This is a genomic window from Streptomyces javensis (assembly GCF_039525925.1).
Classification (GTDB): Bacteria; Actinomycetota; Actinomycetes; order Streptomycetales; family Streptomycetaceae; genus Streptomyces; species Streptomyces asiaticus.
Map to the genome: position 1 here is coordinate 70,407 of NZ_BAAAIF010000002.1, position 24,020 is coordinate 94,426.

Annotated in this window: 20 protein-coding genes and 1 pseudogene; 11 read left to right on the plus strand and 10 right to left on the minus strand. The window is 71.2% G+C overall.

Translation table 11 applies throughout. The features are described from left to right. Nucleotides 1-7 precede the first annotated feature (7 nt). Complete coding sequence (locus ABD329_RS02940) at nucleotides 8-970, minus strand: zinc-dependent alcohol dehydrogenase family protein (protein ID WP_344315879.1); 963 nt, start codon at nucleotides 968-970, stop codon at nucleotides 8-10. Nucleotides 971-1,055: 85 nt separating this feature from the next. On the opposite strand from ABD329_RS02940, the gene ABD329_RS02945 reads away from it, so the two are divergent. Next, nucleotides 1,056-1,691 carry a TetR/AcrR family transcriptional regulator gene (locus tag ABD329_RS02945; protein WP_344315880.1) on the plus strand — a complete coding sequence of 212 codons (636 nt, stop codon included), beginning with the start codon at nucleotides 1,056-1,058 and terminating at the stop codon, nucleotides 1,689-1,691. A gap of 81 nt (nucleotides 1,692-1,772) precedes the next feature. Then, nucleotides 1,773-2,873: a squalene/phytoene synthase family protein gene (locus tag ABD329_RS02950; RefSeq protein WP_344315881.1), complete on the plus strand. Its 1,101-nt coding sequence runs from the start codon at nucleotides 1,773-1,775 to the stop codon at nucleotides 2,871-2,873. 17 nt (nucleotides 2,874-2,890) lie between these two features. Here ABD329_RS02950 and ABD329_RS02955 read toward each other — a convergent pair whose 3' ends face one another. Next, complete coding sequence (locus tag ABD329_RS02955) at nucleotides 2,891-3,544, minus strand: hypothetical protein (RefSeq protein WP_344315883.1); 654 nt, start codon at nucleotides 3,542-3,544, stop codon at nucleotides 2,891-2,893. A 374-nt stretch (nucleotides 3,545-3,918) separates the two neighbouring features. Between ABD329_RS02955 and ABD329_RS02960 the strand changes: the two genes are divergently transcribed. The 3 genes from ABD329_RS02960 (at nucleotide 3,919) to ABD329_RS02970 (ending at nucleotide 7,109) form a co-directional block, all read left to right on the plus strand. Then, the gene (locus ABD329_RS02960) at nucleotides 3,919-5,157 is read left to right on the plus strand and encodes a cytochrome P450 (protein ID WP_344315884.1); all 1,239 of its coding nucleotides are present in this window, start codon (nucleotides 3,919-3,921) and stop codon (nucleotides 5,155-5,157) included. A gap of 71 nt (nucleotides 5,158-5,228) precedes the next feature. Continuing rightward, nucleotides 5,229-5,876 carry a TetR/AcrR family transcriptional regulator gene (locus ABD329_RS02965; protein ID WP_344315885.1) on the plus strand — a complete coding sequence of 216 codons (648 nt, stop codon included), beginning with the start codon at nucleotides 5,229-5,231 and terminating at the stop codon, nucleotides 5,874-5,876. Nucleotides 5,877-5,999: 123 nt separating this feature from the next. Beyond that, nucleotides 6,000-7,109, plus strand: coding sequence for a zinc-binding dehydrogenase (locus ABD329_RS02970; RefSeq protein WP_344315886.1), 1,110 nt, complete (start codon nucleotides 6,000-6,002; stop codon nucleotides 7,107-7,109). Between the two features lie 57 nt (nucleotides 7,110-7,166). On the opposite strand, the gene ABD329_RS02975 is transcribed toward ABD329_RS02970, so the two are convergent. Next, nucleotides 7,167-7,967, minus strand: a complete 801-nt coding sequence (locus ABD329_RS02975) for an aminoglycoside adenylyltransferase domain-containing protein (RefSeq protein ID WP_344315887.1) — start codon at nucleotides 7,965-7,967, stop codon at nucleotides 7,167-7,169. A 107-nt stretch (nucleotides 7,968-8,074) separates the two neighbouring features. Between ABD329_RS02975 and ABD329_RS02980 the strand changes: the two genes are divergently transcribed. After that, complete coding sequence (locus tag ABD329_RS02980; RefSeq protein ID WP_344315956.1) at nucleotides 8,075-9,454, plus strand: MFS transporter; 1,380 nt, start codon at nucleotides 8,075-8,077, stop codon at nucleotides 9,452-9,454. A 72-nt stretch (nucleotides 9,455-9,526) separates the two neighbouring features. On the opposite strand, the gene ABD329_RS02985 is transcribed toward ABD329_RS02980, so the two are convergent. From ABD329_RS02985 to ABD329_RS03000, 4 genes are read right to left on the minus strand one after another with little or no spacing between them, the layout of a single operon-like run. Continuing rightward, a complete protein-coding gene (locus ABD329_RS02985; protein WP_344315888.1) occupies nucleotides 9,527-10,294 on the minus strand; it encodes a hypothetical protein in 768 nt (255 codons plus the stop codon). 50 nt (nucleotides 10,295-10,344) lie between these two features. Continuing rightward, nucleotides 10,345-12,573, minus strand: coding sequence for a molybdopterin cofactor-binding domain-containing protein (locus tag ABD329_RS02990; protein WP_344315889.1), 2,229 nt, complete (start codon nucleotides 12,571-12,573; stop codon nucleotides 10,345-10,347). A 9-nt stretch (nucleotides 12,574-12,582) separates the two neighbouring features. Continuing rightward, nucleotides 12,583-13,566 carry an FAD binding domain-containing protein gene (locus ABD329_RS02995; RefSeq protein WP_344315890.1) on the minus strand — a complete coding sequence of 328 codons (984 nt, stop codon included), beginning with the start codon at nucleotides 13,564-13,566 and terminating at the stop codon, nucleotides 12,583-12,585. Continuing rightward, nucleotides 13,563-14,132, minus strand: a complete 570-nt coding sequence (locus ABD329_RS03000; protein ID WP_344315891.1) for a 2Fe-2S iron-sulfur cluster-binding protein — start codon at nucleotides 14,130-14,132, stop codon at nucleotides 13,563-13,565. Before ABD329_RS03000 ends, ABD329_RS02995 begins: the two co-directional genes overlap by 4 nt. A gap of 406 nt (nucleotides 14,133-14,538) precedes the next feature. Between ABD329_RS03000 and ABD329_RS03005 the strand changes: the two genes are divergently transcribed. Both ABD329_RS03005 and ABD329_RS48140 read left to right on the plus strand, forming a co-directional pair. Next, nucleotides 14,539-17,088 (plus strand): ATP-dependent Clp protease ATP-binding subunit, encoded by a 2,550-nt coding sequence (locus tag ABD329_RS03005; protein WP_344315892.1) that lies wholly within the window; start codon nucleotides 14,539-14,541, stop codon nucleotides 17,086-17,088. A gap of 258 nt (nucleotides 17,089-17,346) precedes the next feature. Continuing rightward, nucleotides 17,347-17,523 carry a DUF6480 family protein gene (locus tag ABD329_RS48140; protein WP_425574275.1) on the plus strand — a complete coding sequence of 59 codons (177 nt, stop codon included), beginning with the start codon at nucleotides 17,347-17,349 and terminating at the stop codon, nucleotides 17,521-17,523. A 127-nt stretch (nucleotides 17,524-17,650) separates the two neighbouring features. Here ABD329_RS48140 and ABD329_RS03015 read toward each other — a convergent pair whose 3' ends face one another. Further along, the gene (locus tag ABD329_RS03015) at nucleotides 17,651-17,884 is read right to left on the minus strand and encodes a hypothetical protein (RefSeq protein ID WP_344315895.1); all 234 of its coding nucleotides are present in this window, start codon (nucleotides 17,882-17,884) and stop codon (nucleotides 17,651-17,653) included. A gap of 153 nt (nucleotides 17,885-18,037) precedes the next feature. On the opposite strand from ABD329_RS03015, the gene ABD329_RS03020 reads away from it, so the two are divergent. Then, complete coding sequence (locus tag ABD329_RS03020; RefSeq protein WP_344315957.1) at nucleotides 18,038-18,553, plus strand: DUF6328 family protein; 516 nt, start codon at nucleotides 18,038-18,040, stop codon at nucleotides 18,551-18,553. 41 nt (nucleotides 18,554-18,594) lie between these two features. Further along, a pseudogene (locus tag ABD329_RS03025) lies at nucleotides 18,595-20,060 on the plus strand (aminotransferase class I/II-fold pyridoxal phosphate-dependent enzyme). A 69-nt stretch (nucleotides 20,061-20,129) separates the two neighbouring features. Here ABD329_RS03025 and ABD329_RS03030 read toward each other — a convergent pair. Further along, the gene (locus ABD329_RS03030; protein ID WP_344315896.1) at nucleotides 20,130-21,152 is read right to left on the minus strand and encodes an NAD-dependent formate dehydrogenase; all 1,023 of its coding nucleotides are present in this window, start codon (nucleotides 21,150-21,152) and stop codon (nucleotides 20,130-20,132) included. Between the two features lie 318 nt (nucleotides 21,153-21,470). Between ABD329_RS03030 and ABD329_RS03035 the strand changes: the two genes are divergently transcribed. After that, the gene (locus ABD329_RS03035) at nucleotides 21,471-22,448 is read left to right on the plus strand and encodes an iron-containing redox enzyme family protein (RefSeq protein ID WP_344315958.1); all 978 of its coding nucleotides are present in this window, start codon (nucleotides 21,471-21,473) and stop codon (nucleotides 22,446-22,448) included. Here ABD329_RS03035 and ABD329_RS03040 read toward each other — a convergent pair. After that, a complete protein-coding gene (locus tag ABD329_RS03040) occupies nucleotides 22,428-23,990 on the minus strand; it encodes an MFS transporter (RefSeq protein ID WP_344315897.1) in 1,563 nt (520 codons plus the stop codon). The two genes, ABD329_RS03035 and ABD329_RS03040, sit on opposite strands and share 21 nt — an antisense overlap. Nucleotides 23,991-24,020: the final 30 nt, after the last annotated feature.

Genomic DNA, 24,020 nt, shown 5'->3' on the forward strand with positions numbered 1-24,020 from the left:
TCGCGGGTCACGGTGTCAGTACGATCCTGCCGAACACCTCGCCGGTGTCCATCTTCCGGTGTGCTAGCACGGCCCGCTCCAACGGCAGCAGCTCATGCACCACCGTACGCAGTTCGCCGCGGCTCGCGGCGTCGAACTGCTCGGTCCGCACGGCACGTCGATCGGGCTCGGCCACGGTGGCGGCGCTGAAGGCGGCGAACGACATCGACTTCTGGAACGCCGCCATCATGGCCATACCGAAGTCCGCCGGTGGCATGCCTCCGACCGCGCCGACGGCCACCATGCGACCGTTCGGATTGAGCTTGTCGAAGAAGGACGGCATATCCGCACCGGCGATGATGTCGATGATGACGTCGTAGCCGGAGGGAGCGTCGTCGCCGCCCTCGCCCGAGCGGTCCAGCACATGGGTGGCGCCGAGCTCGCGCAGCCGATCGCCACGCTCGGCCGACGACGTGGTGACCGCCACGGCCCCCGCACCGCCACGCGCCGCGAGCTGGACCGTCATGATACCGAGGCTGCCGGCCGCGCCCCGCACCAGCACCGACTCGCCGGGAGCGAAGTGGCCATGGGACAGGCCGAAGTGGGCCACGATTCCGGAGCTCCCCAGCGTCACCGCGTCGACGGCGGAGAGGCCGGCGGGGAGGGGGAGGGTCTCCTCGACCGCGGCGATCGCCTGTTCGACATAGCCGCCGTTCACGCCGGTGAACGCCCACACGCGCCGACCGACCCATGACGTATCGACGCCGTCGCCGACCGCGGTCACGGTGCCCGCGACCTCGCTGCCGGGGATATGGCCTTCCTTGAAGCCGTAACCGGCGAGGGTTCCACGGCGGATCACGGCGTCGGAGCCACCGACACCGATCGCCTCATTGGCGATCAGCACCTGTCCGGCGGCGGGAGCCGGGACGGGGAGGTCGATCACTGTCAGACCTTCGGGAGGTCCGAACGCCTGGATCGCGACTGCCTTCAAGGTCGTCTCCTCGCACGGGATTGATCGGAACCGGCCCGAGGGACGCTAACGGACGCCCCCGTCCACTTCGGCTAAAGTGAGAGCGGTGACCGACCGTTTGCCTCACACCCTGCGCTCCGACGCCTCGGACAACCGGGAGCGCATCCTGGACGCGGCCCGCGCGCTCTTCGCCACCGAAGGGCTGAAGGTGCCGATGCGGGAGATCGCCCGGCACGCCGGGGTCGGCCCCGCCACGCTGTACCGCCGTTTCCCGACCAAGCAGACGCTGGCCACGGAGGCCTTCACGGACGAGATGCGCGCATGCCGCGCCATCGTCGACAAGGGGCGTGCCGAGCCGGATCCGTGGCGCGGCTTCTGCCTCGTGATCGAGAGGACCTGTGAGCTGCACGCCCGCAGCCGGGGCTTCACCGAAGCCTTCATGTCGACCTTCCCCGACGCGATGGACTTCGTCGCGGAGCGCGAATACGCGCTGCGGTCGATCGCCGAACTGGCTCGCCGCGCCAAGGACGCGGGCCATCTGCGCCCTGACTTCGTCCTGGACGACCTGGTCCTGATGCTGATGGCGAACAGGGGCATCCACACCTCGTCGGAGCCCACCCGGGTCGCGGCATCCCGGCGCTTCGCCGCGCTGGTGATCCAGGCGTTCCAAGCCTCGCCGCAGCACTCACCGCTGCCGCCGGTGGCACGCCTGGCACCCGCGGCGCCAGGCAGGATCACATGAAGACGCGGCTCAGGGCCGACCGGCCCGCGTAGTGTGCCGGCGGTCGGCCGCCGGAAGACCGAGGAATCTGGAGAGTCGGGCATGGGCCTGTGGGACAGGGCGCTGGATGGAGCGGGGATCGGCGATCCCGGGCTGCGGGAGGACTATACGCGGCAGCGGAGACTCGTCGCGGGCTACCGGCGCAGTTCCTACCTCGCCGCGCGCCTGCTGCTGCCCCCGCCGTTGCTGCCACATGTGATCGCCGCCACCGCCTTCATGCACCACACCGACACCCTCCTCGACAGCGGTCCCGTCGCGGAGCGCGCCGGGGCCTGCGCGGAGTGGGTGAAGGAGGTGCACGAGGGCCTGGCCGGTGGCGAAAGCGAGGATCCCGCCGTACGGCCGCTGCTGCACACCGTCTCCGCGCACCCCGGGATGCACGGCCGGGTGGCGGACTTCCTCGACGCGGCCGCCATGGAACTGGAGTTCACCGGATTCGCCACCGAAGCGGAGCGCGCCGGGGCCTGCGCGGAGTGGGTGAAGGAGGTGCACGAGGGCCTGGCCGGTGGCGAAAGCGAGGATCCCGCCGTACGGCCGCTGCTGCACACCGTCTCCGCGCACCCCGGGATGCACGGCCGGGTGGCGGACTTCCTCGACGCGGCCGCCATGGAACTGGAGTTCACCGGATTCGCCACCGAAGCGGACTACCAGCGCTACGTCGACGCCTATGCGCTCCCGGCGTTCATGCTGATCGCGGGCCTGATCGCCGGGGAGGATCCGGCAACGGACTACCGCGAGGCGTGCCGTATGTACATCGACGGCAGCCAGCGCCTGGACTTCGTCAACGACCTGGCCGAGGACCTCGCCGACGGACGCCTGAATCTGGTGCGGGAGACGCTCGACGCTCACGGTGTCACCCGCGACGACCTGGAGAAGGCCCGGGACACCACCGCGATCCGCGGCCTTCTGGGGCACCTGCTCGGCGAGGCCCGTGGGTGCCTGTCCACCAGCCGGAGCATGGTCGGCCTCGCACCACCCGAGGGCCGACCGCTCTTCCGCGCCATGATCGAGATCGAGCTCCTCACGACCGCGGCCGCCGCCACCAAGGGCCCCGGCCTCCTCCGCGCCCCCGCCCGTCCTCCGCTACCGGCCACCGCGCGGGTGCTGCTCCGGGAACGCCGCAGCGCCCGTCACCTGCGCTGAACCCCTCGTCGTCCGCCTCAGGAGGCCCGCGCCTCGCTGGGCTCGCCCGCATCGGCGGCCGCGTCCGTGGTGGCCGCCGAATAGAAGACCGACTTCTTCTGCTTGGTGCGGTGTGCTTGCCCCTTGGCGACAAGCGATTCGAGAGTGCCGCGCACGACCGTGGGCTTGATCTCACGCTCCGGAAGAGCCTTGCTCAGCGCGGCGGTCACCTCAGCCGCCGAACGGGGCTCACCATGCTGGGCGAGGTCATTGCTCACAAGCTCCCGAAGCGTGGGCACCCCCGTTTCCCGCACCCGCTGACGACGCGGACGACTTCCGCCCGACTCCGCCCCCTTCCGCTTGCCACCGGCCGCGTTGGCCTTCTTCCTCGCCTTGCGCGTGGCGGACAGCGCCGCGACCTCTCGTCGCGCGGAGGAACCATCCCCGGAGCCACTGACGCCACCGTTCTCCGTGGCGCCACCGGTGTCGTCGTCACCCAGGGTCTGCCGCATGCTGAGCAGCAGCGCCCGGTTCTCCTCCAGCACCGTCAACTGCTCTTGCAGCGCGGCGATTTCGGAGCTGAGACGTTCGTGCTCGGCGGAGTTGCGTTCCAGGTCGGCCGCGACCTGAGCCGCGTACTGGGACTTCAAGTTGGCGCTCTCGGCAGGAGTGTCCACTACGAGCTCCCTCATCTGGGCCATTGCACGTTGGTGCTGGATGGTACATCCGTGTGAATGCCACGTGGGGCTGATCCCACCGCTGAGCAGGGTCTGGGGCCTCTCGCCGAGCCCACTCCGACGTATCGTCGGCCGGACGCAACTGGGTGCCCGACATCTTCAACTCGGTATGTGTCGCGGCGGCCTCCGGTGCCGCGAACCTCATCCTCCGCCTCGTCCTCGCGATCCGCGCCGTCCCCTTGTGCCGGTAAGGTGACGCTCATAAGGTGACGCGTGTCAGGTTATCCAAGAGGCAGTGCAGGCCCGGAGCGGGGGAGTGGCATTGAGGTGCCGCCGGGGCCCACTTCTCAACTGAGGCGGGCCTCAACCCCTCAACCGAGGAAGGCGAGATGACGACCACCACCGCATCCGGGACCGCTTCCGCCGAGGAAGCACCGTTCTTCCCCGCCCCGCGTAGCTGTCCGTTCAGCGCGCCTGAGCAGCACACCGCCTTCCGGGAGGCGGGTGGGCTGCACAAGGTCACCATCTGGGACGGCTCCACGCATTGGCTGGCCACGCGGCACGCGGACATCCGGGCCGTCCTCTCCTCCCCGTCCTTCAGCGCCGACGTACGCAACCCGGACTTCCCGCTGGTTCACTCCAACCAGCCCGAACACGAGGGAGGTCTGTTTCTGCGGCTGGACGACCCCGAGCATGCCCGGCTTCGGCAGATGCTCACCAAGGAGTTCAGCGTCAGGCGCACCCAGGCGATGCGCGAGCGGCTGCTGCGGATCACGGATGAACTGATCGACGCCATGCTCGCCAAGGGCGGTCCGGTCGACTTCATCCAGGACTTCGCGCTGCCCCTGCCCTCCCGGGCCATCTGCCTCATCCTCGGGGTCCCTTACGAGGACCACGCCCTCTTCGAGCGCCACGCCAATGCCGGGACGGACCTGGACGTCAGCCACGAGGAGCGCGCCCGTACGCAGCGGGAGGCGTTCGCGTACTACGAGGCCCTCGTGGAGCGTAAGCGTCGTGAGCCCTCGGACGACATGATCAGCCGGTTGCTGGCGCATCACACCGGGCCGGACGGGTTCGCGCCCGAAATGTTGCCCGTCCTGGTCGGGATCCTGGTCGGCGCCGGGCATGAGACCACCGCCAATATGCTGGGCCTCGGCACGGTGGCGCTCCTGGTCAACCCCGAGCAGCGGGACCGGCTGCGGGACCGCCCCGAGTTGGCGCCGAGCGCCGCGGAGGAGATGCTGCGCTACTGGAGCATCGTCTCCACCGATCCGCGGCGGGTGGCCCTCGAGGACGTCGAGGTGGGCGGGCAGCTCGTCCGCGAGGGGGAGGGAGTCATCGTCTCGCTGATCGCGGGAAACCGGGACCCCCGCGCCTTCGGCGCCAATGAGGGTGAGAGCCTCGCGGACACGCTCGACATCGGACGCAACGCCCGCCGCCACGTGGCGTTCGGATTCGGCTCCCACCAGTGCCTGGGCCAGAACCTGGCGCGGGTGGAGATGCAGGTCGCCTGGCCACGGCTCTTCGAACGGATCCCCGGGCTGCGGCTCGCCATCGCCGAGGACGAGCTGCCCTTCAAGAGGAACTCCATCGTCTATGGCCTCACGTCCCTTCCGGTCACCTGGTGAGCGGCGTGCGGAAGCGCGCTGGATCACCGGCCCTCCGGGCCCGGACATCGGCGTACCGCAGAATGTGAGGCATGAACGAGGACACCGCCACCGACACCACACGTAGGCGCAATCCCCGTGGCCAGGGGGACCGGCTCCGTACGGAGATCCTGGCCGCCGTGGCGCGGCTCCTCGACCAGAAGCTCACCGAAAACCCGCTGCCGGTGTCCCTCCGGGAGGTGGCACGCGAGGTCGGCATCGCCGCACAGAGCATGTATCTGCACTTCGCCGACAAGGACCAGCTCGCCCGTGCCGTCGCCGAGGACGGCTACCAACGTGTCGTCGCGGCCATGCGCGACGCCGACGCCGAGGCGGCCGCCCGGGGAGCCGACGCCGGTGAACGGCTGCGCGCCCAGGCGAACGCCTTCTGCACCTTCGCCCGCACCGAGCGCGGTGTCATCCGGCTGATGTTCGGTCATAACTCGTCCAGCTTCGGCGAACCCGGCCAGAGCCACCCGGCCCGGCTGCTGTGGCGGCAGTGGGTCGACGCCATCCAGAACTGCGAAGCGGAAGGGCTGCGCCGGCCGGACGGTGCCGAACAGACCGCGATGCTCCTGTGGTCCGCCCTCTTCGGCCGTTTCGCGCTGTGGACCTCCAGCTTCGGGCGGCAGGACGCGCGGGAGCTCGCCACCTTCGCCGACCGCGTCGTCGACACGCTGCTGCGCGACGCGCGTCGCTGACCCGGTAGTTGGCGCGCGGGGCGTACGGCAGACTGCGTGCGGCATCATGATCACTCGCCGTTCCCGACCCCGCGCGGTGATCGGCGCGTCGCCAACCGGCCAAGCACGTGAAAGGAACCACGGATGACCTTGGACGCACAACCGATACGCACCGGCACGGACTCAACGGCAGGCGCGGCGGCGGACGACCTCCCCGCCACGATGCGCGCCGCGCGGTTCGACACGGCAGCGGGCACGTTGAAGGTCGAGGATGTGCCCGTGCCCCGGCCAGGAGCGGGCGAGGTCGTGGTCAAGGTGGCCGCGTGCGGCATCTGCCAGTCGGACCTGAGCCAGCTCGACGGCCATATCCCGCCCCGGCTGCCGGTGGTCACCCCCGGGCACGAGGCATCGGGCGTGGTGGCGGCGGTCGGCGACGGCGTCGGGCACTGGAAGGCGGGGGACCGGGTGGTCCTGGGCGCGGGGAAGGCGTGCGGTACGTGTCCCGCCTGCCGGTTCGGCGGTGGCACGAACACCTGCGAGAACCTCCAGGTGATGGCCTTCCACTACGACGGGGCCTGGGCCGAGTACGTCCTGACCGATGCCACCACGCTCATCGCCGTGCCCGACTCCGTACCCCTGGAACACGCCGCCGTGCTCGCCGACGCCGTCTCCACCCCGTACGGCGCCATCGACACCGCCCAGCTCCGGTCGGCCGAATCCGTGGGCATCTGGGGGCTGGGCGGTCTGGGCACCCACCTCGTGCAGCTCACCCGCGTCTGCGGAGCCTCCCCGATCGTCGCCCTCGACCCCCTCCCCGCCGCGCGCGAGCGCGCCCTCGCCCTCGGCGCCGACTTCGCGCTCGACCCGACGGACGGTGACACCAAGGCCAGGCTGAAGGAGATCACGGGCGGCAAGGGCCTGGACGTCGCCTTCGACTGCGTCGGCCGTACGCCCTCCTTCACCCAGGCGGAGCGTGCCCTCGGCCACCGGGGCCGCCTGGTGCTCGTCGGGATCTCGCCCGATCCGCTGGCCGTGGGCCCGGAGCTCCACTTCGTCCGCAACCGCCATACGGTGATCGGACACACCGGGTACCGCATGGAGCATCTGGAGGACCTGGTCGAGCTCACCGCCCGGGGCCGTCTGGACATCTCCGGGTCGGTCAGCGCGGTCCTGCCCCTGGAGCAGGTCGACGAGGGCATCCGCCGGCTGCGTGAGCGGGAGGGCAATCCGATCCGCATCCTGCTGCGACCCTGAGCGCGGGGCGCGGGCCCATGGCCGGGCTCCGCGGTGGCCGAAGGCCGCGGACTCCGCTCAGGCCCCGGCCGCCCGGGCGGTCTGATCGACCCGTTCGCGTACCCAGGCCAGGAAGGCCCGCACCTCCGCGGTGGGCAGCGGGAGCGCGGAGGAGCGAGGACGCTCGAAGCTGCGCACCGCGGCCTCGATGAGCGGCCGGAACTCCCCCTCGGCCAGGGCGACTTCCCGCGCCGCCACGCGCTTGGCCATCCAGCGGCCGGTACGGCAGAACACCACCGAGCGGCAGCCGTTGAGCACCCGGTTGTCCGCGAGGTGACCTTCGCCGTCGCTGTGCTCACGGACGGAAGCCCGGATCGCGGTGAGCAGATCCGGGCGGTCCGGTGCGGCGATCACCTCCCGGGCCGGGCGGCCGAAGAGCGTCAGCCCGGTCTGGTGGGCGACGGAGCGGTCGATGACGTACCAGAACGCCGGGGACCGCGCCGCGTCGAAGTCGGCCCGGTCCGGCAGCAGCGGGCCGGTGTTGAGGTCCAGGAGGTACCCGGCCGCACCGGAGGGACGGCCGACGAAATCCGTTCCGTAGACCACCAGTTCCAGCCCCGCCGCCGGGCAGGGCAGACGCGGGTGGGCGAGGGTCCCGGCCAGGTCGTGCGGGGCCGATCCGGGCAGCGACGGCTCGACGACCACCGTCACATCGACGTCGCTGCGCCCATGTCGGTAGTCCCCGAGCGCGAGGGAACCGACCGCGAGGACACTCACCAGATGGGGCCCGCACACCGTGCGGGTGCGACGGACGAGTTCTTCCAGATAGGGCCGCAGTTCGGTGGGGACGGACCGCGGATCCTCGCGCGCGTGGGCCATGTGCCCAGTATTCCTTGCCGTCCCGTGGATCATTCATCCCTTATTGTGCCTTTTGTTGTAGCCCTTCGTGAGCGGGATGGAGTCGGGACGTGGCCTTCGTGTCCGGCATGGGGTCCCTGGTGCCGCTGCTGGCCGTGTGTGCCGGGTACTTCATGGTCATCCTGGACGTCACGGTCATCAACGTGGCCGTGCCCGTGATCGGGCGGGAGCTGTCGGCCTCGCTCACCGGCATCCAGTGGATCACCGACGGATACACCCTGGTCTTCGCCGGGTTCCTGCTGAGCGGCGGTGCGCTGGGGGACAGGCTGGGAAACCGCCGGATCTTCTGCACCGGCGTGGTGGTGTTCACCGTGTCCTCGGCCGCGTGCGCCTTCGCGCCGAGTGCCCCCTTCCTCGTCGCCGCGCGGGTGGTGGAGGGCCTCGGCGCGGCGCTGATCGTGCCCGGCTCGCTGGCCCTGCTCCAGCAGGCGTATCCGGCTACGGCCGCCCGCTCGCGGGCCTTCGGGGTGTGGGGCTCCGTCGCGGGGATCGCGGCTTCGGCGGGACCGCTGCTGGGCGGGCTGCTGGTGTCCACCGTGGGCTGGCGGTGGGTGTTCCTCATCAATCTGCCCGTCGGCGTCGTCTGTCTGGTCCTGACGCTCCGTCGCGTGGCCCCCTCCGACCGGCTCACCACCCGGCCGCTCGACTGGCCGGCGCAGTGCGCGGTCATGGCGGCGGTGGCCCTGCTGACCGCCGCGCTCAACGAGGCGGGGCGGCGCGGATGGTCCGATCCGGCCGTCCTCGCCGGTGTGGGCCTGTCCGTACTGGCCGCCACGGCGTTCGTGTTACGCGAGCGACTGGCCCGCTTCCCCGCCCTGCCGACGAGCCTGCTGCGCTCCCGTGCGCTGGGCGGCGGAGCCGTCATCGGCCTGCTGTTCAATTTCGGCTTCTACGGCATGGTGTTCACCGCCAGCCTGGACTTCCAGCACCAGCGCGGCTACAGCGCCCTCGTCACCGGCCTCGCGCTCTTCCCCGCGGTCGCGATGACCATGTTCGCGTCCATCCTCTCCGGGCGGCTGGCCCGCACGACCGGCGACCGTCCGCTGGTGTGCACCGGCATGCTGCTGGCGGCCCTGGGGCTGGCGGGCTGGGTCGCGGCGGGAGCCGAGCCCGCCTATCCGCTGCTGGTGGTCCCGATGATGGCAGCGGGATTCGGCACCTCCTTCGCACTCACCGGCTCCGCCTCCACCGTCATGGGCGCCGCGCCCCCGGCGTACTCGGGAACCGCCTCCGCCCTGTTCAACACCACCCGCCAGCTCGGCAGCGCCACCGGCGTGGCGCTCGGCGGCACCCTGCTCGCCACGGCCACCGACTACGGCGAGGGGCTGCGCACCAGCATGGCCATCGGCGCCCTCGCCTATCTGACCGCCGCGGGTCTCGCGTGGTTCTGCGTACCGCCCAAGTCCCGGCGGCACGAGGCGCCTGATGCGGAGGCCCACACGGGCTGACCGAGGCGGCCACCGTAGGCCGTCACGGTAAGGTCTCTCTCCCCCCGCCTCACCGGCTCACTACTCGACTCACTACTCGGCTCCCCCGGCGAAGCCATAATGAAGCCCGCGGCCCGGGACCGGCAGCCCCGCGGGCAGCCGGAGACCGGAGAGTTCGGGCACGGCGACGGCGTTCCAGTCCACGCCACCGTCCGCGAGGTGCGGGCCGAGGTCGACCGAGCCCACCTCCGCGCCGTCCACATAGGCGGTCAGGGTGGGCTCGCCACCGATGCCACCCTCGGCCAGCGTGAACCACTTGTCGCTCGCCCAGCGGATCTCGGCGGCGTCGGACGCGACGATGGTCGCGCCGTGCCGCACGGAGCCGCTCCATGCCTCGTCCTCCATGACATAGAAGCTGTACGTGTCCTCCGCCGCGGGCTTGTCACCGATCCCGAGGAGCACGGCCAACTCGTCCAGCCCGGCGTCCGTGTGGCGGTCGGGGCCGGCCGCGCGTATCCGGGCGTACAGCTTCGCCGCCTCGATGTGCCGCCGCTCGACGGTGCTCTCGTCCTCCCCGTACCACTTCATCACGTCGGGGTTCATGTCCAGACACGCCTCCCAGTAGGAGATCTGCTGGGCAAGGCGCCCGGTCAGCAGGGTCAGAGCCGCGACATCACCGGGGTGTGCCGCCACGGCGGCGCGCAGCCAGGGCTCTTCGGGCCAGGTCGGTTCGCCGTCCCCGGGCTCGGCCGGGTCCGCTGCCGTCAGGCTCAGCAACCGCCCCAGCCGCAGCGCGGCTCGGGCATCGCCCGCGGCAGCCGTGCTCCGCAGCCGTATGAGCGTCTCGTCGGTGATCGTCACGGGACGACGCTACGCCCCCACCGCGCGGTGAACGGGCTGTGCCCAGAGAGTCAGACCATGGCCGGCAGTCCGGGCAACAGCTTCTCGATCGTGATGGGGAAGTCCCGCACCCGCACCCCCGTGGCATTGAACACCGCGTTGGCCACCGCCGCGCCGGATCCGCAGATGCCCACTTCACCGAGGCCCTTCGCACCGAGGTCATTGGCCTTGTCGTCGTACCCCTCGAGGACGACGGCGTCGATGTCGGCGGGGATGTCGCCGTGGACCGGCACCAGATACCCCGCGAAGTCCCGGTTGACGAAGGCGCCGGAGCGCGGATCGACGACGGCCTCTTCCTCGAGGGCCGCGCCGACGCCCCAGATCATGCCGCCGATCAGCTGCGAGCGGGCCGTCTTCGGGTTGAACACACGCCCCACCGAGAACACGCTGAGCATCCGCCGCAGACGGATCTCGGCGGTGTCCGCGTCGACGCCCACTTCGGCGAAATGGGCCCCGTAGGTGTTGATCGAGTAGTCGGAGTAGTTCGGATCGTCGCCCATGAAGCGGGTCTTGCCCTCCGCCTCCACACCGCCGGGATGGTGGCGCGCGACGATCTCGCGCAGCGCCTCGGACGCTCCGCCGATGGCCACGTTGCCGTCGGAGAACACGGCATCCGCCGGATCCTGGCCGTGCAGCGGGGAGCGTGTGTCGCCGCACGCCGCCTCCAGCAGCTTCGTACGCAGGGCCGCGCACGCCCGGTGCACCGCAGTGGACGAATTGGTGGCGCCCCACGAGCCGCCGGACCCCCAGCTGGAGGGATGATCCGAGCGTCCGAGGTCGATCCGCACCCGTTCCAGCGGGAGTCCGAGTCCCTCGGCCCCGACCTGGGTGAGGATGGTGTAGGTGCCCGTGCCGATGTCGGTCATGTCCGTCTGGATGACGGCGGTGCCGTCCGGCTCCAACCGCACCCGCACCGTCGTCGGCCCCTGGAAGTGTCCCCGGATGGCGGCCGACATGCCGTAGCCGATCAGCCACCGTCCCTCGCGCACACTCGCGGGCGTGGCCGGGCGGTTCTCCCAGCCGAACCGGCGCGCGCCCTCGCGCAGGCACTCCACCAGGTGCCGGTCGCTGTACGGCACGTTCCGTTCGGGATCGACGGTGGGTTCGTTGCGGATCCGCAGCTCGACCGGGTCCATCCCGAGCGCATCGGCCAGCTCGTCCATCGCCGACTCGACCGAGAGCATGCCCGGCGCCTCGCCCGGCGCGCGGACGTCCGTCCCACGCGGCAGGTCGAGCGCCGTCAGCCGGTGGCTGGTCAGCCGGTGGGGCGCGGCGTAGAGGCTGCGGACGGTGGCGGCGGTCTGCTCGGCGTACTCGACGTCGGGGTTGGTGTGCATGGTGACGTCGTGGGCGATCGCGGCCAGCTGTCCGTCGCGCCCCGCGCCCAGCCGGACCCGCTGGTTCGATGTGGGGCGCATGCCCACGAGCTGGAAGACCTGCTGCCGGGTCAGCGTGAGCTTGACCGGCCGGCCCAGCGTGCGGGCGGCGAGCGCCGCCAGGATCGTCTCGGAGTGGATGCCCAGCTTGGAACCGAAGCCGCCGCCGACGAAGGGGGTGACGATGTGCACCCGCTCCGGGTCCATCATCAGTGTGCTCGCGACCGAGTCCCGCGCCGCGTCGGTGATCTGGCAGCTGACGTAGACGACCAGGTCCTCGCCGCGCGGCGCCACCATGGAGGCGTTCGGTTCGATCGGCAGCGAGAACTCGTACGGCGTCGTGTACTGCTCGTCGACCTTGACCTCCGCACCGGCGAAACCGGCGTCGAAATCTCCGACCGCGGTGTCGGTGGGGAGACCGGCGTTGACCGTCTTCGGGATGTAGGTGTCGTCCTCGAACTCGCCGAAGTCGAACCGGCCCCGCCCGGCTCGGTATTCGACCTCGACCAGGTCGGCCGCGTCCCGGGCCTGTTCGAAGGTCTCGGCGACGACCAGTGCCACCGGCTCGCCGTAGAAGTGGACGTCCGGACCGGTCAGCACCGGCTGGGCGCGCCAGTATTCGAAGGGGATGGACTCGTCGCGGGGGCCCTGCGCCGGGGCGTTGAGGTAGGTCATCACCAGCTGGACACCGGGCGCGCCCTGCGCGTCCTCGGTGTCGATGCGGGTGATGCGGCCCTTGCCGATCGTCGCGCCGACGATGAAGCCGTAGAGCGGTTGACCGGCCTCCCAGTGTTCGTAGGCGTAGGTGGCCCGGCCGGTCGCCTTCAGCGGGCCGTCGACGCGGTCCACAGCTTGCCCGATCATCTCGCCTCCTCAGCTCGCCCCGGCCGCTTGCGCCAGCGTGCGGCAGAGCGTGCGCTTGGCCAGCTCGATCTTGAAGTCGTTGTCACCCCGCCCGACCGCGCCGCGCAGCGCCGCCTCGGCGGCGGCGCGATAGGTGTCCATCGTGGCCGGACGGTCGGTCAGCGTGTCCTCCGCCTCGACGGACCGCCACGGCTTGTGCGCCACACCACCGAACGCCACCCGGGCCTCGCGGATCGTTCCCCGGTCGACCGAGACGACGGCGGCCACCGAGACCAGCGCGAACTCGTACGACGCCCGGTCCCGCACCTTGCGGTAGACCTGCCGGCCCGGCAGGGGCGGCGGCAGCAGCACAGCCGTGATCATCTCGTCTTCACCCAGTACGTTCTCGATGTGCGGCGTATCGCCCGGCAGCCGGTAGAAGTCCGTGATGGCGACACCGCGCACCGATCCATCGGCCCGGAGCAGCTCGATCTCGGCGTCGAGCGCGGTCATCGCGACGGCCATGTCCGAGGGGTGGGTGGCGATGCAGGACTCGCTCGCACCGAGGATCGCGTGGATCCGGTTGAATCCGCCGATCGCCGCGCACCCCGATCCGGGGTCGCGCTTGTTGCAGTCCGCGGCCGTGTCGTAGAAGTAGGGACAGCGGGTGCGCTGCACCAGGTTTCCCCCGGTGGACGCCTTGTTGCGCAGCTGGCCCGAGGCGCCCGACACCAGCGCCTCGGACAGCACCGGATAGCGGGTGCGCACGTGGGGATCGGCCGCCACATCGGAGTTCCGCGCCTGGGCGCCGATACGCAGTCCACCGTCCGGCAGCTCCTCGATGTCCCGCAGCGGAAGCCGGCTGATGTCCACCAGGTGGCTGGGGTATTCGATGTCGAGCTTCATCAGGTCGAGCAGATTGGTGCCGCCGCTGATGAACTTCGCGCCCGGCCGGGCCGCCGCGGCGACGGCGGCCCGGGTGTCCGTCGCCCGCTCGTAGGTGAAGGACTTCATGTGGCGCCTCCCTCCGCGCTGTCGCGGATGGCCGCGACGATGTTCGGATAGGCGGCGCACCGGCAGATGTTGCCGCTCATCCGCTCGCGGATCTCGTCATCGGTCAACGCGACCCGGGGCGAGGACACATCGGTGGTGACATGGCTGGGCCAGCCCGCCTTCGCCTCGGCGAGCATGCCGACGGCCGAACAGATCTGGCCGGGGGTGCAGTAGCCGCACTGGAAGCCGTCGCACTCGACGAAGGCCCGTTGCACGGGGTGCAGATGGTCGGGATCGCCCAGGCCCTCGATCGTCATGATCTCGTCGTCCTCGTGCATCACGGCGAGTGTCAGGCAGGAGAGGACGCGCCGACCGTTGATCAGCACCGTACAGGCGCCGCACTGCCCGTGATCACATCCCTTCTTGGTTCCGCTCAGGCGCAGATGTTCACGCAGCGCGTCGAGCAGCGAGGTCCGCGGATCCACCTCGAGCTGCCGCTCCTGGTCGTTGATGTTCAGCTTGATCGCCGTGGGTGGGGCCGGTTCGACCTGGCCCCGCCTCATGGCGTGCGTATCCGAAGCGCTCATCACGGCCCGCCTTCCTCGCTAGGTGCAGGTGTCACCCCGGATGTCCGGATGTGCGGCGCGACTGCCGGGCACGCTCCCCGCCTACAGGCTCTCCCAAGAAGGCGGGCGCCGCACCGCGAGATTGCCGGTGACGGAGTGTTGCCCATCGATGACCGGCTGTATGTCGGTGGCGTCGGGTGCCGTGGCCAACCGCGTCCCGGCGACCGCGGCACCCGCGTCTCCGGGACCGTGGCACCCGCGTCTCCGGGACCGTGGCACCCGCGTCTCCGGGACCGCGGCACCCGCGTCCCCGCGACCGCAGGTGTAAGACGGGTGCCTCTCGGGCACCCGCGCCCGGAAAGGATCAAGCCTCTCAAGAGAGCGGGCCCGGTCCGGACACCTGGCCGGGACCGCGGAACGGAAGGCCATGAGCAGCGGTTTCATGGGTCCGGGGGACTTCGGTCCAGACCCGTTCGAGGAATTCATGGCGCGATTCCTCGGCGGCGGACCGCGCCCCGGCCTCCGCCATATCGACATCGGCCGCCTGATGAGCGACCCCGCCCGGCAACTCGTCGCCGACGCGGCCACCTACGCCGCCGAGCACGGCAGTGCCGACCTGGACACCAAGCATCTGCTGCGTGCGGCGCTGGCCACCGAGCCGACCCGGGGGCTGCTGGCGGGGGCGGGCGCCGACACCGACGCGCTGGCCGCGGAGATCGACCGGATGAGCGGCGAGGGGCCGCGGCGCACCCAGCTGTCCGTCACCCCCGCGGTCAAGCGCGCCCTGCTGGACGCACATGAACTGGCCCGTACGAACGGCGCCTCCTACATCGGCCCCGAGCATGTGCTCGGGGCGCTGGCCGCCAACCACGACTCCACGGCCGGCCGCATCCTCAACTCCCTGCCCTTCGACGCCGCCGCGGGCCGGGGCGGACCACAGAGCGCACCGGGCCAGCCGTCGGTCGGCAGGGCGGCCGGTCAGCAGCCGGGCCGACGGCAGAACACGCCCACCCTCGACAAGTTCAGCCGCGATCTGACCGACCTCGCCCACGCTGGGCGGATCGACCCGGTCATCGGCCGTGAGCAGGAGATCGAGCAGACCGTCGAGGTGCTGTCCCGCCGGGGCAAGAACAACCCCGTACTGATCGGCGACGCCGGTGTCGGCAAGACCGCCATCGTCGAAGGGCTCGCCCAGCGCGTGGCCGAGGGAGACGTCCCCGACATCCTCCTGGGCCGCCGGGTGGTCGCCCTGGACATGTCCGCGGTCGTCGCCGGTACCCGCTACCGCGGCGACTTCGAGGAGCGGCTGAGCGGCATCATCGACGAGGTCCGCGCCCACTCCGAGGAGCTGATCGTCTTCATCGACGAGTTGCACACCGTGGTCGGCGCGGGGTCGAGCGGCACCGAGGGTGGGTCCATGGACGCGGGCAACATGCTCAAGCCCGCCCTGGCCCGTGGCGAACTCCACGTCATCGGCGCCACCACACTGGAGGAGTACCGCCGCCACATCGAGAAGGACGCGGCGCTGGCCCGGCGCTTCCAGCCCGTCCTGGTCCCGGAGCCGTCCGCCGCCGACGCGGTGGAGATCCTGCGCGGCCTGCGCGACCGCTACGAGGCCCATCACCAGGTCCGCTTCACCGATGAGGCGCTGCTCGCCGCCGTGGAGCTCTCCGACCGCTACCTCACCGACCGGTTCCTGCCCGACAAGGCCATCGACCTGGTGGACCAGGCCGGCGCCCGGGTGCGGTTGCGCTCGCGTACCAAGGGCACCGACACCCGCGCCCTGGAGCGCGAGGTCGAGCAGCTGACCCGGGACAAGGACCAGGCGGTGGCCGCGGAGGAGTACGAGCGGGCCACCGAACTGCGCGACCGCATCGGCGAGTTGAACCGCCGGATCGAGGCCGACGGCGGCACCGAGCCCGACGACGGGCAGGGCCTGGAGGTCACCGCCGAGAACATCGCCGAGGTGGTCTCCCGCCAGACCGGGATCCCGGTCAGCAGCCTCACCCAGGAGGAGAAGGCCCGCCTGCTCGGCCTGGAGGAACACCTGTCCGAGCGGGTCATCGGGCAGGACGAGGCCGTGGGCGCCGTCGCCGAGGCGGTGCTGCGCTCCCGGGCCGGTCTGGCCGACCCCGGCCGTCCCATCGGCAGCTTCCTCTTCCTCGGCCCGACCGGCGTCGGCAAGACCGAACTCGCGCGGGCGCTGGCCGAGGCGCTGTTCGGCAGCGAGGACCTGATGGTCCGGCTGGACATGAGCGAGTACCAGGAGCGGCACACCGTCAGCCGGCTGGTCGGCGCCCCGCCCGGGTACGTCGGCCATGAGGAGGCCGGTCAGCTCACCGAGGCGGTGCGCCGCCGCCCCTACGCGCTGCTGCTGTTCGACGAGATCGAGAAGGCGCATCCGGACGTGTTCAACACCCTGCTCCAGGTGCTCGACGACGGCCGGCTCACCGACGCCCACGGCCGTACGGTGGACTTCCGCAACACGGTCGTCGTGATGACCAGCAACCTCGGCTCCGAGGCCATCGGCGGGCGTGGCGCCCTCGGCTTCGGGACCGCGGACGCCGAGTCGGACGAGCAGGCCCGGCGCGAGCGCGTCCTGCGACCGCTGCGCGAGCACTTCCGGCCCGAGTTCCTCAACCGCGTCGACGAGATCGTGGTCTTCCGGCAGCTCACGGACGAGCATCTGCGCCAGATCACCGAGCTGCTGCTGGAGGAGACCCGCCGTCGGCTGCACGCCCAGGACGTCACCGTGGAGTTCGCCCCGGAGGCCGTCGAGTGGATCGCGCGGCGCGGCCATGAACCGGCTTACGGCGCCCGGCCGCTGCGCCGCACCATCCAGCGGGAGGTGGACAACCGTCTGTCGCGACTGCTGCTGGACGGCGAGATCTCATCCGGCGAACGGGCCCGGGTCGAGGTCGCGGACGGACGGCTGGTGTTCCACACCGACACCGCCTCGAACGCCGGGCGACGGTGACGCTCACGGTGTGCCGCGAACGCCGGGCCGTGCCCGGTCGCTCTTCCGCCGTATGGTGGGAAGAGTCCACCGGGGACGGCGCCTCGAACGGGGTGGCGGACCGGGGGAGCCGGCGCGCCGCAGGCGGAAAGGAGCGCATCGGACATGGACCAGCAGAACCCACACCCGGACCGCACTCCCGGGCCTACCGGAAGTCCTGTGACTCCCGGAACTTCTGCGGCCCCCGGATCTCCCGGATCTCCCGGACTTCGGCCGAGCGTGGGCGTGCCCCCGGGCGAGACCCCACCGGCCGAGGGCGGCCTCTCGGAAGCGGGCCCCCGCGAGACGTACAACCCCACGAAGGGCTGGTCGAAGGGCCCCACGATCGTCATTTGGCTCTTTGTGGCGTTGTTCGTGACCTTCTGCGTCGCGTTCGCGATCGCAGTGCTGGGGTGACGTGAGGCTGGCTGGGGTGACCTGAGGCGAGCCGGGGCGAACGCCACCGGCCGCCCCCGTCACGGGCATGCCACGGCCCCCGAGGGTCAAGCCCTCGGGGGCCGTCGTAGATCTTTCCATCAGCGGATCAGCTGCCGAAGCGTGCCTTCAGGAGCTGCTTGCCCAGCTCGGCTCCCTTGCGGCTGTCCGCCTGGGCCTTGCGGAACAGCTCCGCGACCTCGGTGTCCTTGTCCCGCTCCGCGTCCTGGATGTAGGTCTCCATGCGCAGCGCGTTGCTCAGGCATGCCTCGACGTACCAGACGAGGTTGTAGTCCTTGTCCTTCGTGCCGGTGGCCTCGCCGGTCTCGGCGGTGTGGGTCATGGTGTCTCTCTCCTTTCCACTGACTGGGGGCCGAGTGCCCTAGACGGCCTGGGTGATGCATGGATCGGCCGCGCTCGCGCCGCTGATCGCGGGTGATGTTCGCTTGTCGGAGTGGCTGGGAACACGGGGGTGGACACGAAGGAGGCCACGCTGATGCACGACGACCACGAAGCGCGGAGAAACGGCGGTCCCGAGGCCCGGTCCGGCCGTGTGGAGACCCGCGAGGAGCGGGCCGACCGCAAGTGGGCCGAGCTGCTCCAAGAGGTGAGGGTGACGCAGACGGGCGTGCAGATTCTGTTCGCGTTCCTGCTCACGGTCGCCTTCACCCCGCGCTTCCACGACCTGGGCCAGGTGGACCGGGCCATCTACGTCGTGACCGTCCTTCTGGGGGCGGCGGCCACCGGCGCGTTGATCGCACCCGTCTCCTTGCACCGGATCGTGACCGGACGCCGGCTGAAGCCGGAAACGGTGGACTGGGCCGCCCGCTTCACCGTGGCCGGGTTGGTGCTGTTGCTGTGCACGGTGGCGTCGGCGCTGCTGCTGATCCTGCGTGTCGTCGTGGCCGATGTCACCGCGTTCTGGCTGGCCGCCGCGGCCCTGCTCTGGTTCGTGATCTGCTGGTTCGTACCCGCGGCGTGGCTTTTCCACCGCTCGCGCAGGGAGCGCTGAGCAACGGGTTTTCTCCGCAGGTGGAGGGGGACTCGTCCGCCATGGATCACACGCAGGCTCCGGTTCTGGAGGCCCTGGCCCGCTACCACGAACGTGAAGCCCTCCCGTTCACAAGCAGGGCAGGGGCGCCGACCCGGAGGTCGACAAGGTCCTGGGGGACGAGGTGTTCCGCGCCGACCTCCTGGCCTTCGGCGGCCTCGACGACCGGCTGGGGTCGGGCCGTGTGCTGGAGCGCGCGGAGGAGCTGATGGCGGACGCGGTGCGCGCCGAGCACACCTTCTTCTCGACCTGCGGCAGCTCGCTCTCCGTCAAGGCGGCGATGCTGGCGGTGGCCGGCCCGCACGAGACGCTGCTGGTGGGCCGGGACGCGCATAAATCGGTGGTGTCCGGCCTGATCATCTCCGGTGTCCGGCCGGTCTGGGTGGACCCCGAATGGGACGGTGCCCGCCATATAGCGCATCCGCCGTCGGCCGCGTCCTTCGAGCGGGCATTCGATGAGCACCCGGAGGCCAGGGGCGCCCTGGTGACCAGCCCCACTCCGTACGGATCCTGCGCCGACCTGGCGGGGATCGCCGAGGTCTGCCATCGCCGTGGCCGCCCGCTGATCGTCGACGAGGCGTGGGGAGCGCATCTGCCGTTCTGCTCCCAGCTGCCGAGCTGGGCCATGGACGCGGGTGCCGATGTCTGCGTGACCAGCATCCACAAGATGGGCAGCGGCCTGGAGCAGGGCTCGGTGTTCCATCTCCAGGGCGACCTGATCGAGCCGGCCGTCCTGAAGTCCCGGGCCGATCTGCTCGGCACCACGAGTCCGTCCGTACTCCTCTACGCGGGGATGGACGGGTGGCGTCGGCAGATGACGCTGCACGGCGAGAAGCTGCTCGGCGCGGCGCTGCGCCGGGCGCATGCGGTGCGCGACGAGATCGCGGCCATCGACGGACTGCATGTGGACGGGCCCGCGGACTACGTGGGCCCCGGCCTGGGCAGTGACTTCGATCCGTTTCCGGTCGTCATCGACCTCACCGGCCTCGGGGTGAGTGGCTACCGGGCGGCCGACTGGCTCCGGGACCAGCACGACGTCAACGCCCATCTGGCCGACCACCGGCGGATCAGCACCCAGCTCACCCACGCCGACGGCCCCTCGACGACCGGTGCGCTGCTGACGGCGCTGCGCGGGCTGGCCCACCACGCGGAGGATCTGCGGTCCGCCACCGAGGTGGCCGTACCGACGCCGGACGAGTTGCGGATGGAGCAGTCCTGCCTGCCGCGGGACGCCTACTTCGGCGCGGTGGAGGACGTGCCCGTGGCCCGTGCGTCCGGACGGGTGGCGGCCGAGATGATCACCCCCTACCCGCCGGGCATCCCGGCCGTGCTGCCCGGCGAGGTGCTGAAGCCGCCGGTCCTGGACTATCTGCGCTCAGGGCTGAGGGCAGGGATGAACCTCCCCGACCCGGCCGACCCCGGGCTGGACACCGTACGGGTCCTGGTCGAGGGGACCGGGGCCGACTGACGCCCGGGCGCCGACCGACGTAGCGGACCGATGTAACGGCAACCGATGTAACGGCTGTAAAGGCACGGGTCAGCTCGAGGCGGGGTCGACCAGGACGTAGTCGGAGGGGAGTGGCTGGTCCTCCAGGTGGGCGCGGAGGATCTCCTCGACACCGGCGGCGATGCGCCGCTGCGCCTCGATCGTCATGCCCGAGCAGTGGATGGTCATCGCATGCCGGGGCATGGTCCGCCACGGGTGGTCGGCCGGAGCGGGCTCGGGATACCACGTGTCGCCCGCGTACCCGGCCAGATGGCCGCTCTCGAGCGCCGCCACCAGGGCGTCGGTGTCCACGATGGCGCCTCGGGCGGTGTTCACCAGCCAGCTGCCGGGTTTCATGGCGTTCAGCCGCTCCCGGTCGAAGAGCGCCTTGCTGCCCGCCATCAGCGGCAGCGCCAGGCAGATCACATCGGACTCGGCGACGAGATCGTCCAGCCGCGCGTACTTGACGCCCAGTGTGGTCTCCTCGGCCGGGGAGCGCCGGTGGTTGGCGTAGTACAGCATCCGTACGTCGAACCCCTTGAGGCGCAGCGCGGTACGCGCGCCGATCGCGCCGAGCCCGACCAGCCCGACGGTCTTGCCCTCCAGGTCGTGTGCGTCCCGGGAGACCTCCGCCACGTCCCAGCGGCCCGCCACGGCCTGCTGGTACCCGGGGATCAGATTGCGCACCAGCGCGAGGATCTGCATCACGTTGTGCTCGGCGACGCTGACCACGTTGCTGTCGGTCACCTCGGTGACCCGGATGCCGCGCCGCCCGGCCGCCTCCATGTCGATGTGGTCGGAACCGACACCGGCGGTGATGACCAGCTTGAGCTTCCTGGCCCGCTCCATGCGCTTCTCATCGAGGTAGAGCGGCCAGAAGGGTGTGGTGATGAGCACCTCGGCGTCGGCGAGCTGGGCGTCCGCCTCCTCGCCGGTGTCGGAGGTACCGACGATCTCGTGCCCCCGTTCCGCCAGGAAGGGGCGCAGGCCCAGGACGTTCTCCGCCGTGGCGAGCACCTCCGGGTGTTCCTCCTCCGCCCGTTCTCCCGGGTACAGCACTGCGAGGATCTTCATCAGCGACGGCCTCCGCATAGTGGGCGCACGCTCACCGGACACCTTCCCCCGGGGGCCGGCGACGTCAATGGATCAGTGCGGAGTAGCGGAGTACCCGTGAAATCCCATGGCAACCGGATCCACGACCACGGAACACCCGTCGAGGCGAGGCGCGGACCGAGCGGGCGGCATGGTCCGGTGACGTCGTACACGCCGCGATTGCGGCAGGTGGTAGGGGGAACCCGGCCCCCGAAGGCGAAACCGAGGCCCACCACGACAGCGGCGGACGGAGCGGAACGAACGGTGAGCGAAACGCATCCCGCGGCGACGACCCTGCCGATGCCCCTGCCCACGGCACGGGGCGAGGTGTCCGCCGCGCTCCTCGACGCCCTCGTACGCGAGCCCGGCGGGGCGACACTGCCCGGCGACAGGTCGCTCCGGGAGGCCGATCCGTACGGCGACGATTCACAGCTCGCGCTCTATGTGTGCTACGAACTCCACTACCAGGGCTTCTCCGGTGTGGACGACGCATGGGAGTGGGACCCCGGGCTGCTCCGGATGCGGCAGGCGCTGGAGCGGCGCTTCCTGGACGCGCTGCGCTCCGACGCCACCACGCACGACGACCCGGACGCCGCCGTGTCCGCGCTGCTGGTGGAGCCCGCCGATGGGACGGGCGTGTCGCACTTTCTCCGGGACGAGGGTGAGCTGTGGCAGATGCGTGAGTACATCGCGCATCGGTCGCTCTACCAGCTCAAGGAGGCCGACCCGCATGTGTGGGTCCTGCCACGGCTGCGGGGCCGGGCCAAGGCGGCGATGGCGGCCGTGGAGTACGACGAGTTCGGGGCCGGACACGGGGACCGGGTGCACGCGGAGCTGTTCGCCGCCCTGATGGCCGACCTGGGTCTGGACCCGGCGTACAACCACTATCTGGACGCCACGTCGGCGCGGATGCTGGCGGTGGTCAACATGATGTCGCTGCTGGGCCTGCACAGAGCGCTCCGCGGCGCCCTGGTGGGCCACTTCGCCACCGTCGAGATCACCTCCTCACCCGCCTCCGACCGGCTGGCCCAGGCACTGCGCCGGCTGGGCGCGGGCGAGGCGGCGGTGTTCTTCTACACCGAGCACGTGGAGGCCGACGCCGTACACGAGCAGGTCGTACGCCATGGCGTGATCGACGACCTCCTGAAGCGCGAACCCGCGCTCGCCGCGGATGTGGCGTTCGGCGTCGATGCCACCGTGTTCCTGGAAGACCGCTTCGCCGACGAGGTTCTGGACACCTGGCGGAAGGGCCGCTCCTCACTCCGCGCCCCGTTGTGACCCCGGCTGCGCCACCTCCACGGACTCCGGCCCGGGTGATGCCACCGTCCGGGCGGTGCGCCCCGGCAGAACGAGCAGTGCCACGGCCGCGCCGATCAGGGCGGCCGCCACGCCGACGCTCATCGTGACGGACTGGGCGTCGGTGAAGGCCGAGCGGGCCGCCTCGGCCAGTGCCCCGCCGTCCCCGCCGTCCCCGCCGTCCGCTCGGTCCCGGGCGTGGTCCAGTGTGGCGCCGAGCGAGGACATCGCGTCCTCGGGCAGACCGTCCGGCAGCCCGCTCCGGTAGACGGTGGCGAGCAGGCTGCCCAGCCCGGCCACACCCAGCGCGATGCCGAGTTGCTGGTGGGTGTCGTTGAGCGCGGAGCCCATACCGGCCCGTTCCGGCGGCACCGCCCCCAGCACCGTGCTGGTCGCCGAGGGCCCCGCGATACCGGATCCGAGGCCCGCCAGCCCCAACCCGATGGACACCGCGGCGGAGCCGCCGCTCTCGGAGAGCGAGGCCAGCACCGCGAACCCGGCCGCGGTAACGGTGAATCCGGCGACGATGCAGGCCCGCGCCCCGAATCCGGCCGGAGCCCGGCCGCCCACCACCGAGCCCGCGACGACCCCCGCCGCCAGCGGCACCGCGGCGAGCCCGGTCTCGAACGCGCTGTAGCCGAGCACCAGTTGCAGATACTGGCTCAGTACGAAGAGGGTGCTGCCGGTGGCGAGCGTCATCACCGCCACCGCGAAGCCCGCCCCGGAGAACCTCCGGTCGCGGTAGAGCCGCAGATCGACCATCGGCGTCGCGGAGCGGCGCTGCCGTACGCCGAAGCCGACCAGTGCCAACACCGCCACCGCCGCTCCGGCCACCACCGCGGGCGCGGTGCACCCGTACGCCGGGGCCTCGATCAGGGCCCACACCAGACCGGTCATGCCCGCGGTGACCAGGACGGTGCCGTACGGATCCAGTCCACGGGCGTCGGCCGCCCGGGTCTCGGGCACCAGCCGTACGACCCCGAACAGGGCCACCGCCACCACGGGGACGTTGATCAGGAAGACCCCCGCCCAACTCCACGCGTCCACCAGGGCGCCGCCGAGCAGGGGCCCCGCAGCCATGCCGACGGAGGCGACCGCGCTCCACACCGCGAAGGCCCGCGGGCGCTCCCGCTCGGGGAAGACCACGACGAGCACCGCGAGCGTCGCGGGCATCACCAGCGCCGCGCCCACCCCCATGAGCGCCCGCGTCGCGATCAGCCACCACACCGACGGGGCCGCCGCTGCCAGCGCCGACGCCGCCCCGAAGACCAGCAGCCCCACGACGAGGGCGCGCCGCCTGCCGTAGCGGTCGGAGAGCACCCCCGCGGTGATGAGGAGCCCGGCGAAGACCACGACATAGGCGTCGATCACCGCCTGGAGCTGGTCCGTCGAGGCGTCGAAGGTATCGCCGATGGCCGGCACCGCGACGTGGAGGACGGTGTTGTCGATGACGATCACGAGCAGGGCGGCACACAGCGCCACCAGGATCGCCCACCGGCGTGGATGGCCTTCTCCGTCGCTCATGGCTCTCCTCGCTCTCCTACAGTGTTGGGT

What these genes read in the sequence shown, in the direction of transcription:
- ABD329_RS02950 (WP_344315881.1), top strand. Translation starts at nt 1,773, where the DNA reads ATGGGCCTGTGGGACAGGGCGCTGGATGGAGCGGGGATCGGCGATCCC.
- ABD329_RS02955 (WP_344315883.1), bottom strand. Translation starts at nt 3,544, where the DNA reads ATGAGGGAGCTCGTAGTGGACACTCCTGCCGAGAGCGCCAACTTGAAG.
- ABD329_RS02960 (WP_344315884.1), top strand. Translation starts at nt 3,919, where the DNA reads ATGACGACCACCACCGCATCCGGGACCGCTTCCGCCGAGGAAGCACCG.
- ABD329_RS02965 (WP_344315885.1), top strand. Translation starts at nt 5,229, where the DNA reads ATGAACGAGGACACCGCCACCGACACCACACGTAGGCGCAATCCCCGT.
- ABD329_RS02970 (WP_344315886.1), top strand. Translation starts at nt 6,000, where the DNA reads ATGACCTTGGACGCACAACCGATACGCACCGGCACGGACTCAACGGCA.
- ABD329_RS02975 (WP_344315887.1), bottom strand. Translation starts at nt 7,967, where the DNA reads ATGGCCCACGCGCGCGAGGATCCGCGGTCCGTCCCCACCGAACTGCGG.
- ABD329_RS02980 (WP_344315956.1), top strand. Translation starts at nt 8,075, where the DNA reads ATGGGGTCCCTGGTGCCGCTGCTGGCCGTGTGTGCCGGGTACTTCATG.
- ABD329_RS02990 (WP_344315889.1), bottom strand. Translation starts at nt 12,573, where the DNA reads ATGATCGGGCAAGCTGTGGACCGCGTCGACGGCCCGCTGAAGGCGACC.
- ABD329_RS02995 (WP_344315890.1), bottom strand. Translation starts at nt 13,566, where the DNA reads ATGAAGTCCTTCACCTACGAGCGGGCGACGGACACCCGGGCCGCCGTC.
- ABD329_RS03000 (WP_344315891.1), bottom strand. Translation starts at nt 14,132, where the DNA reads ATGAGCGCTTCGGATACGCACGCCATGAGGCGGGGCCAGGTCGAACCG.
- ABD329_RS03005 (WP_344315892.1), top strand. Translation starts at nt 14,539, where the DNA reads ATGAGCAGCGGTTTCATGGGTCCGGGGGACTTCGGTCCAGACCCGTTC.
- ABD329_RS03015 (WP_344315895.1), bottom strand. Translation starts at nt 17,884, where the DNA reads ATGACCCACACCGCCGAGACCGGCGAGGCCACCGGCACGAAGGACAAG.
- ABD329_RS03020 (WP_344315957.1), top strand. Translation starts at nt 18,038, where the DNA reads ATGCACGACGACCACGAAGCGCGGAGAAACGGCGGTCCCGAGGCCCGG.
- ABD329_RS03030 (WP_344315896.1), bottom strand. Translation starts at nt 21,152, where the DNA reads ATGAAGATCCTCGCAGTGCTGTACCCGGGAGAACGGGCGGAGGAGGAA.
- ABD329_RS03035 (WP_344315958.1), top strand. Translation starts at nt 21,471, where the DNA reads ATGCCCCTGCCCACGGCACGGGGCGAGGTGTCCGCCGCGCTCCTCGAC.
- ABD329_RS03040 (WP_344315897.1), bottom strand. Translation starts at nt 23,990, where the DNA reads ATGAGCGACGGAGAAGGCCATCCACGCCGGTGGGCGATCCTGGTGGCG.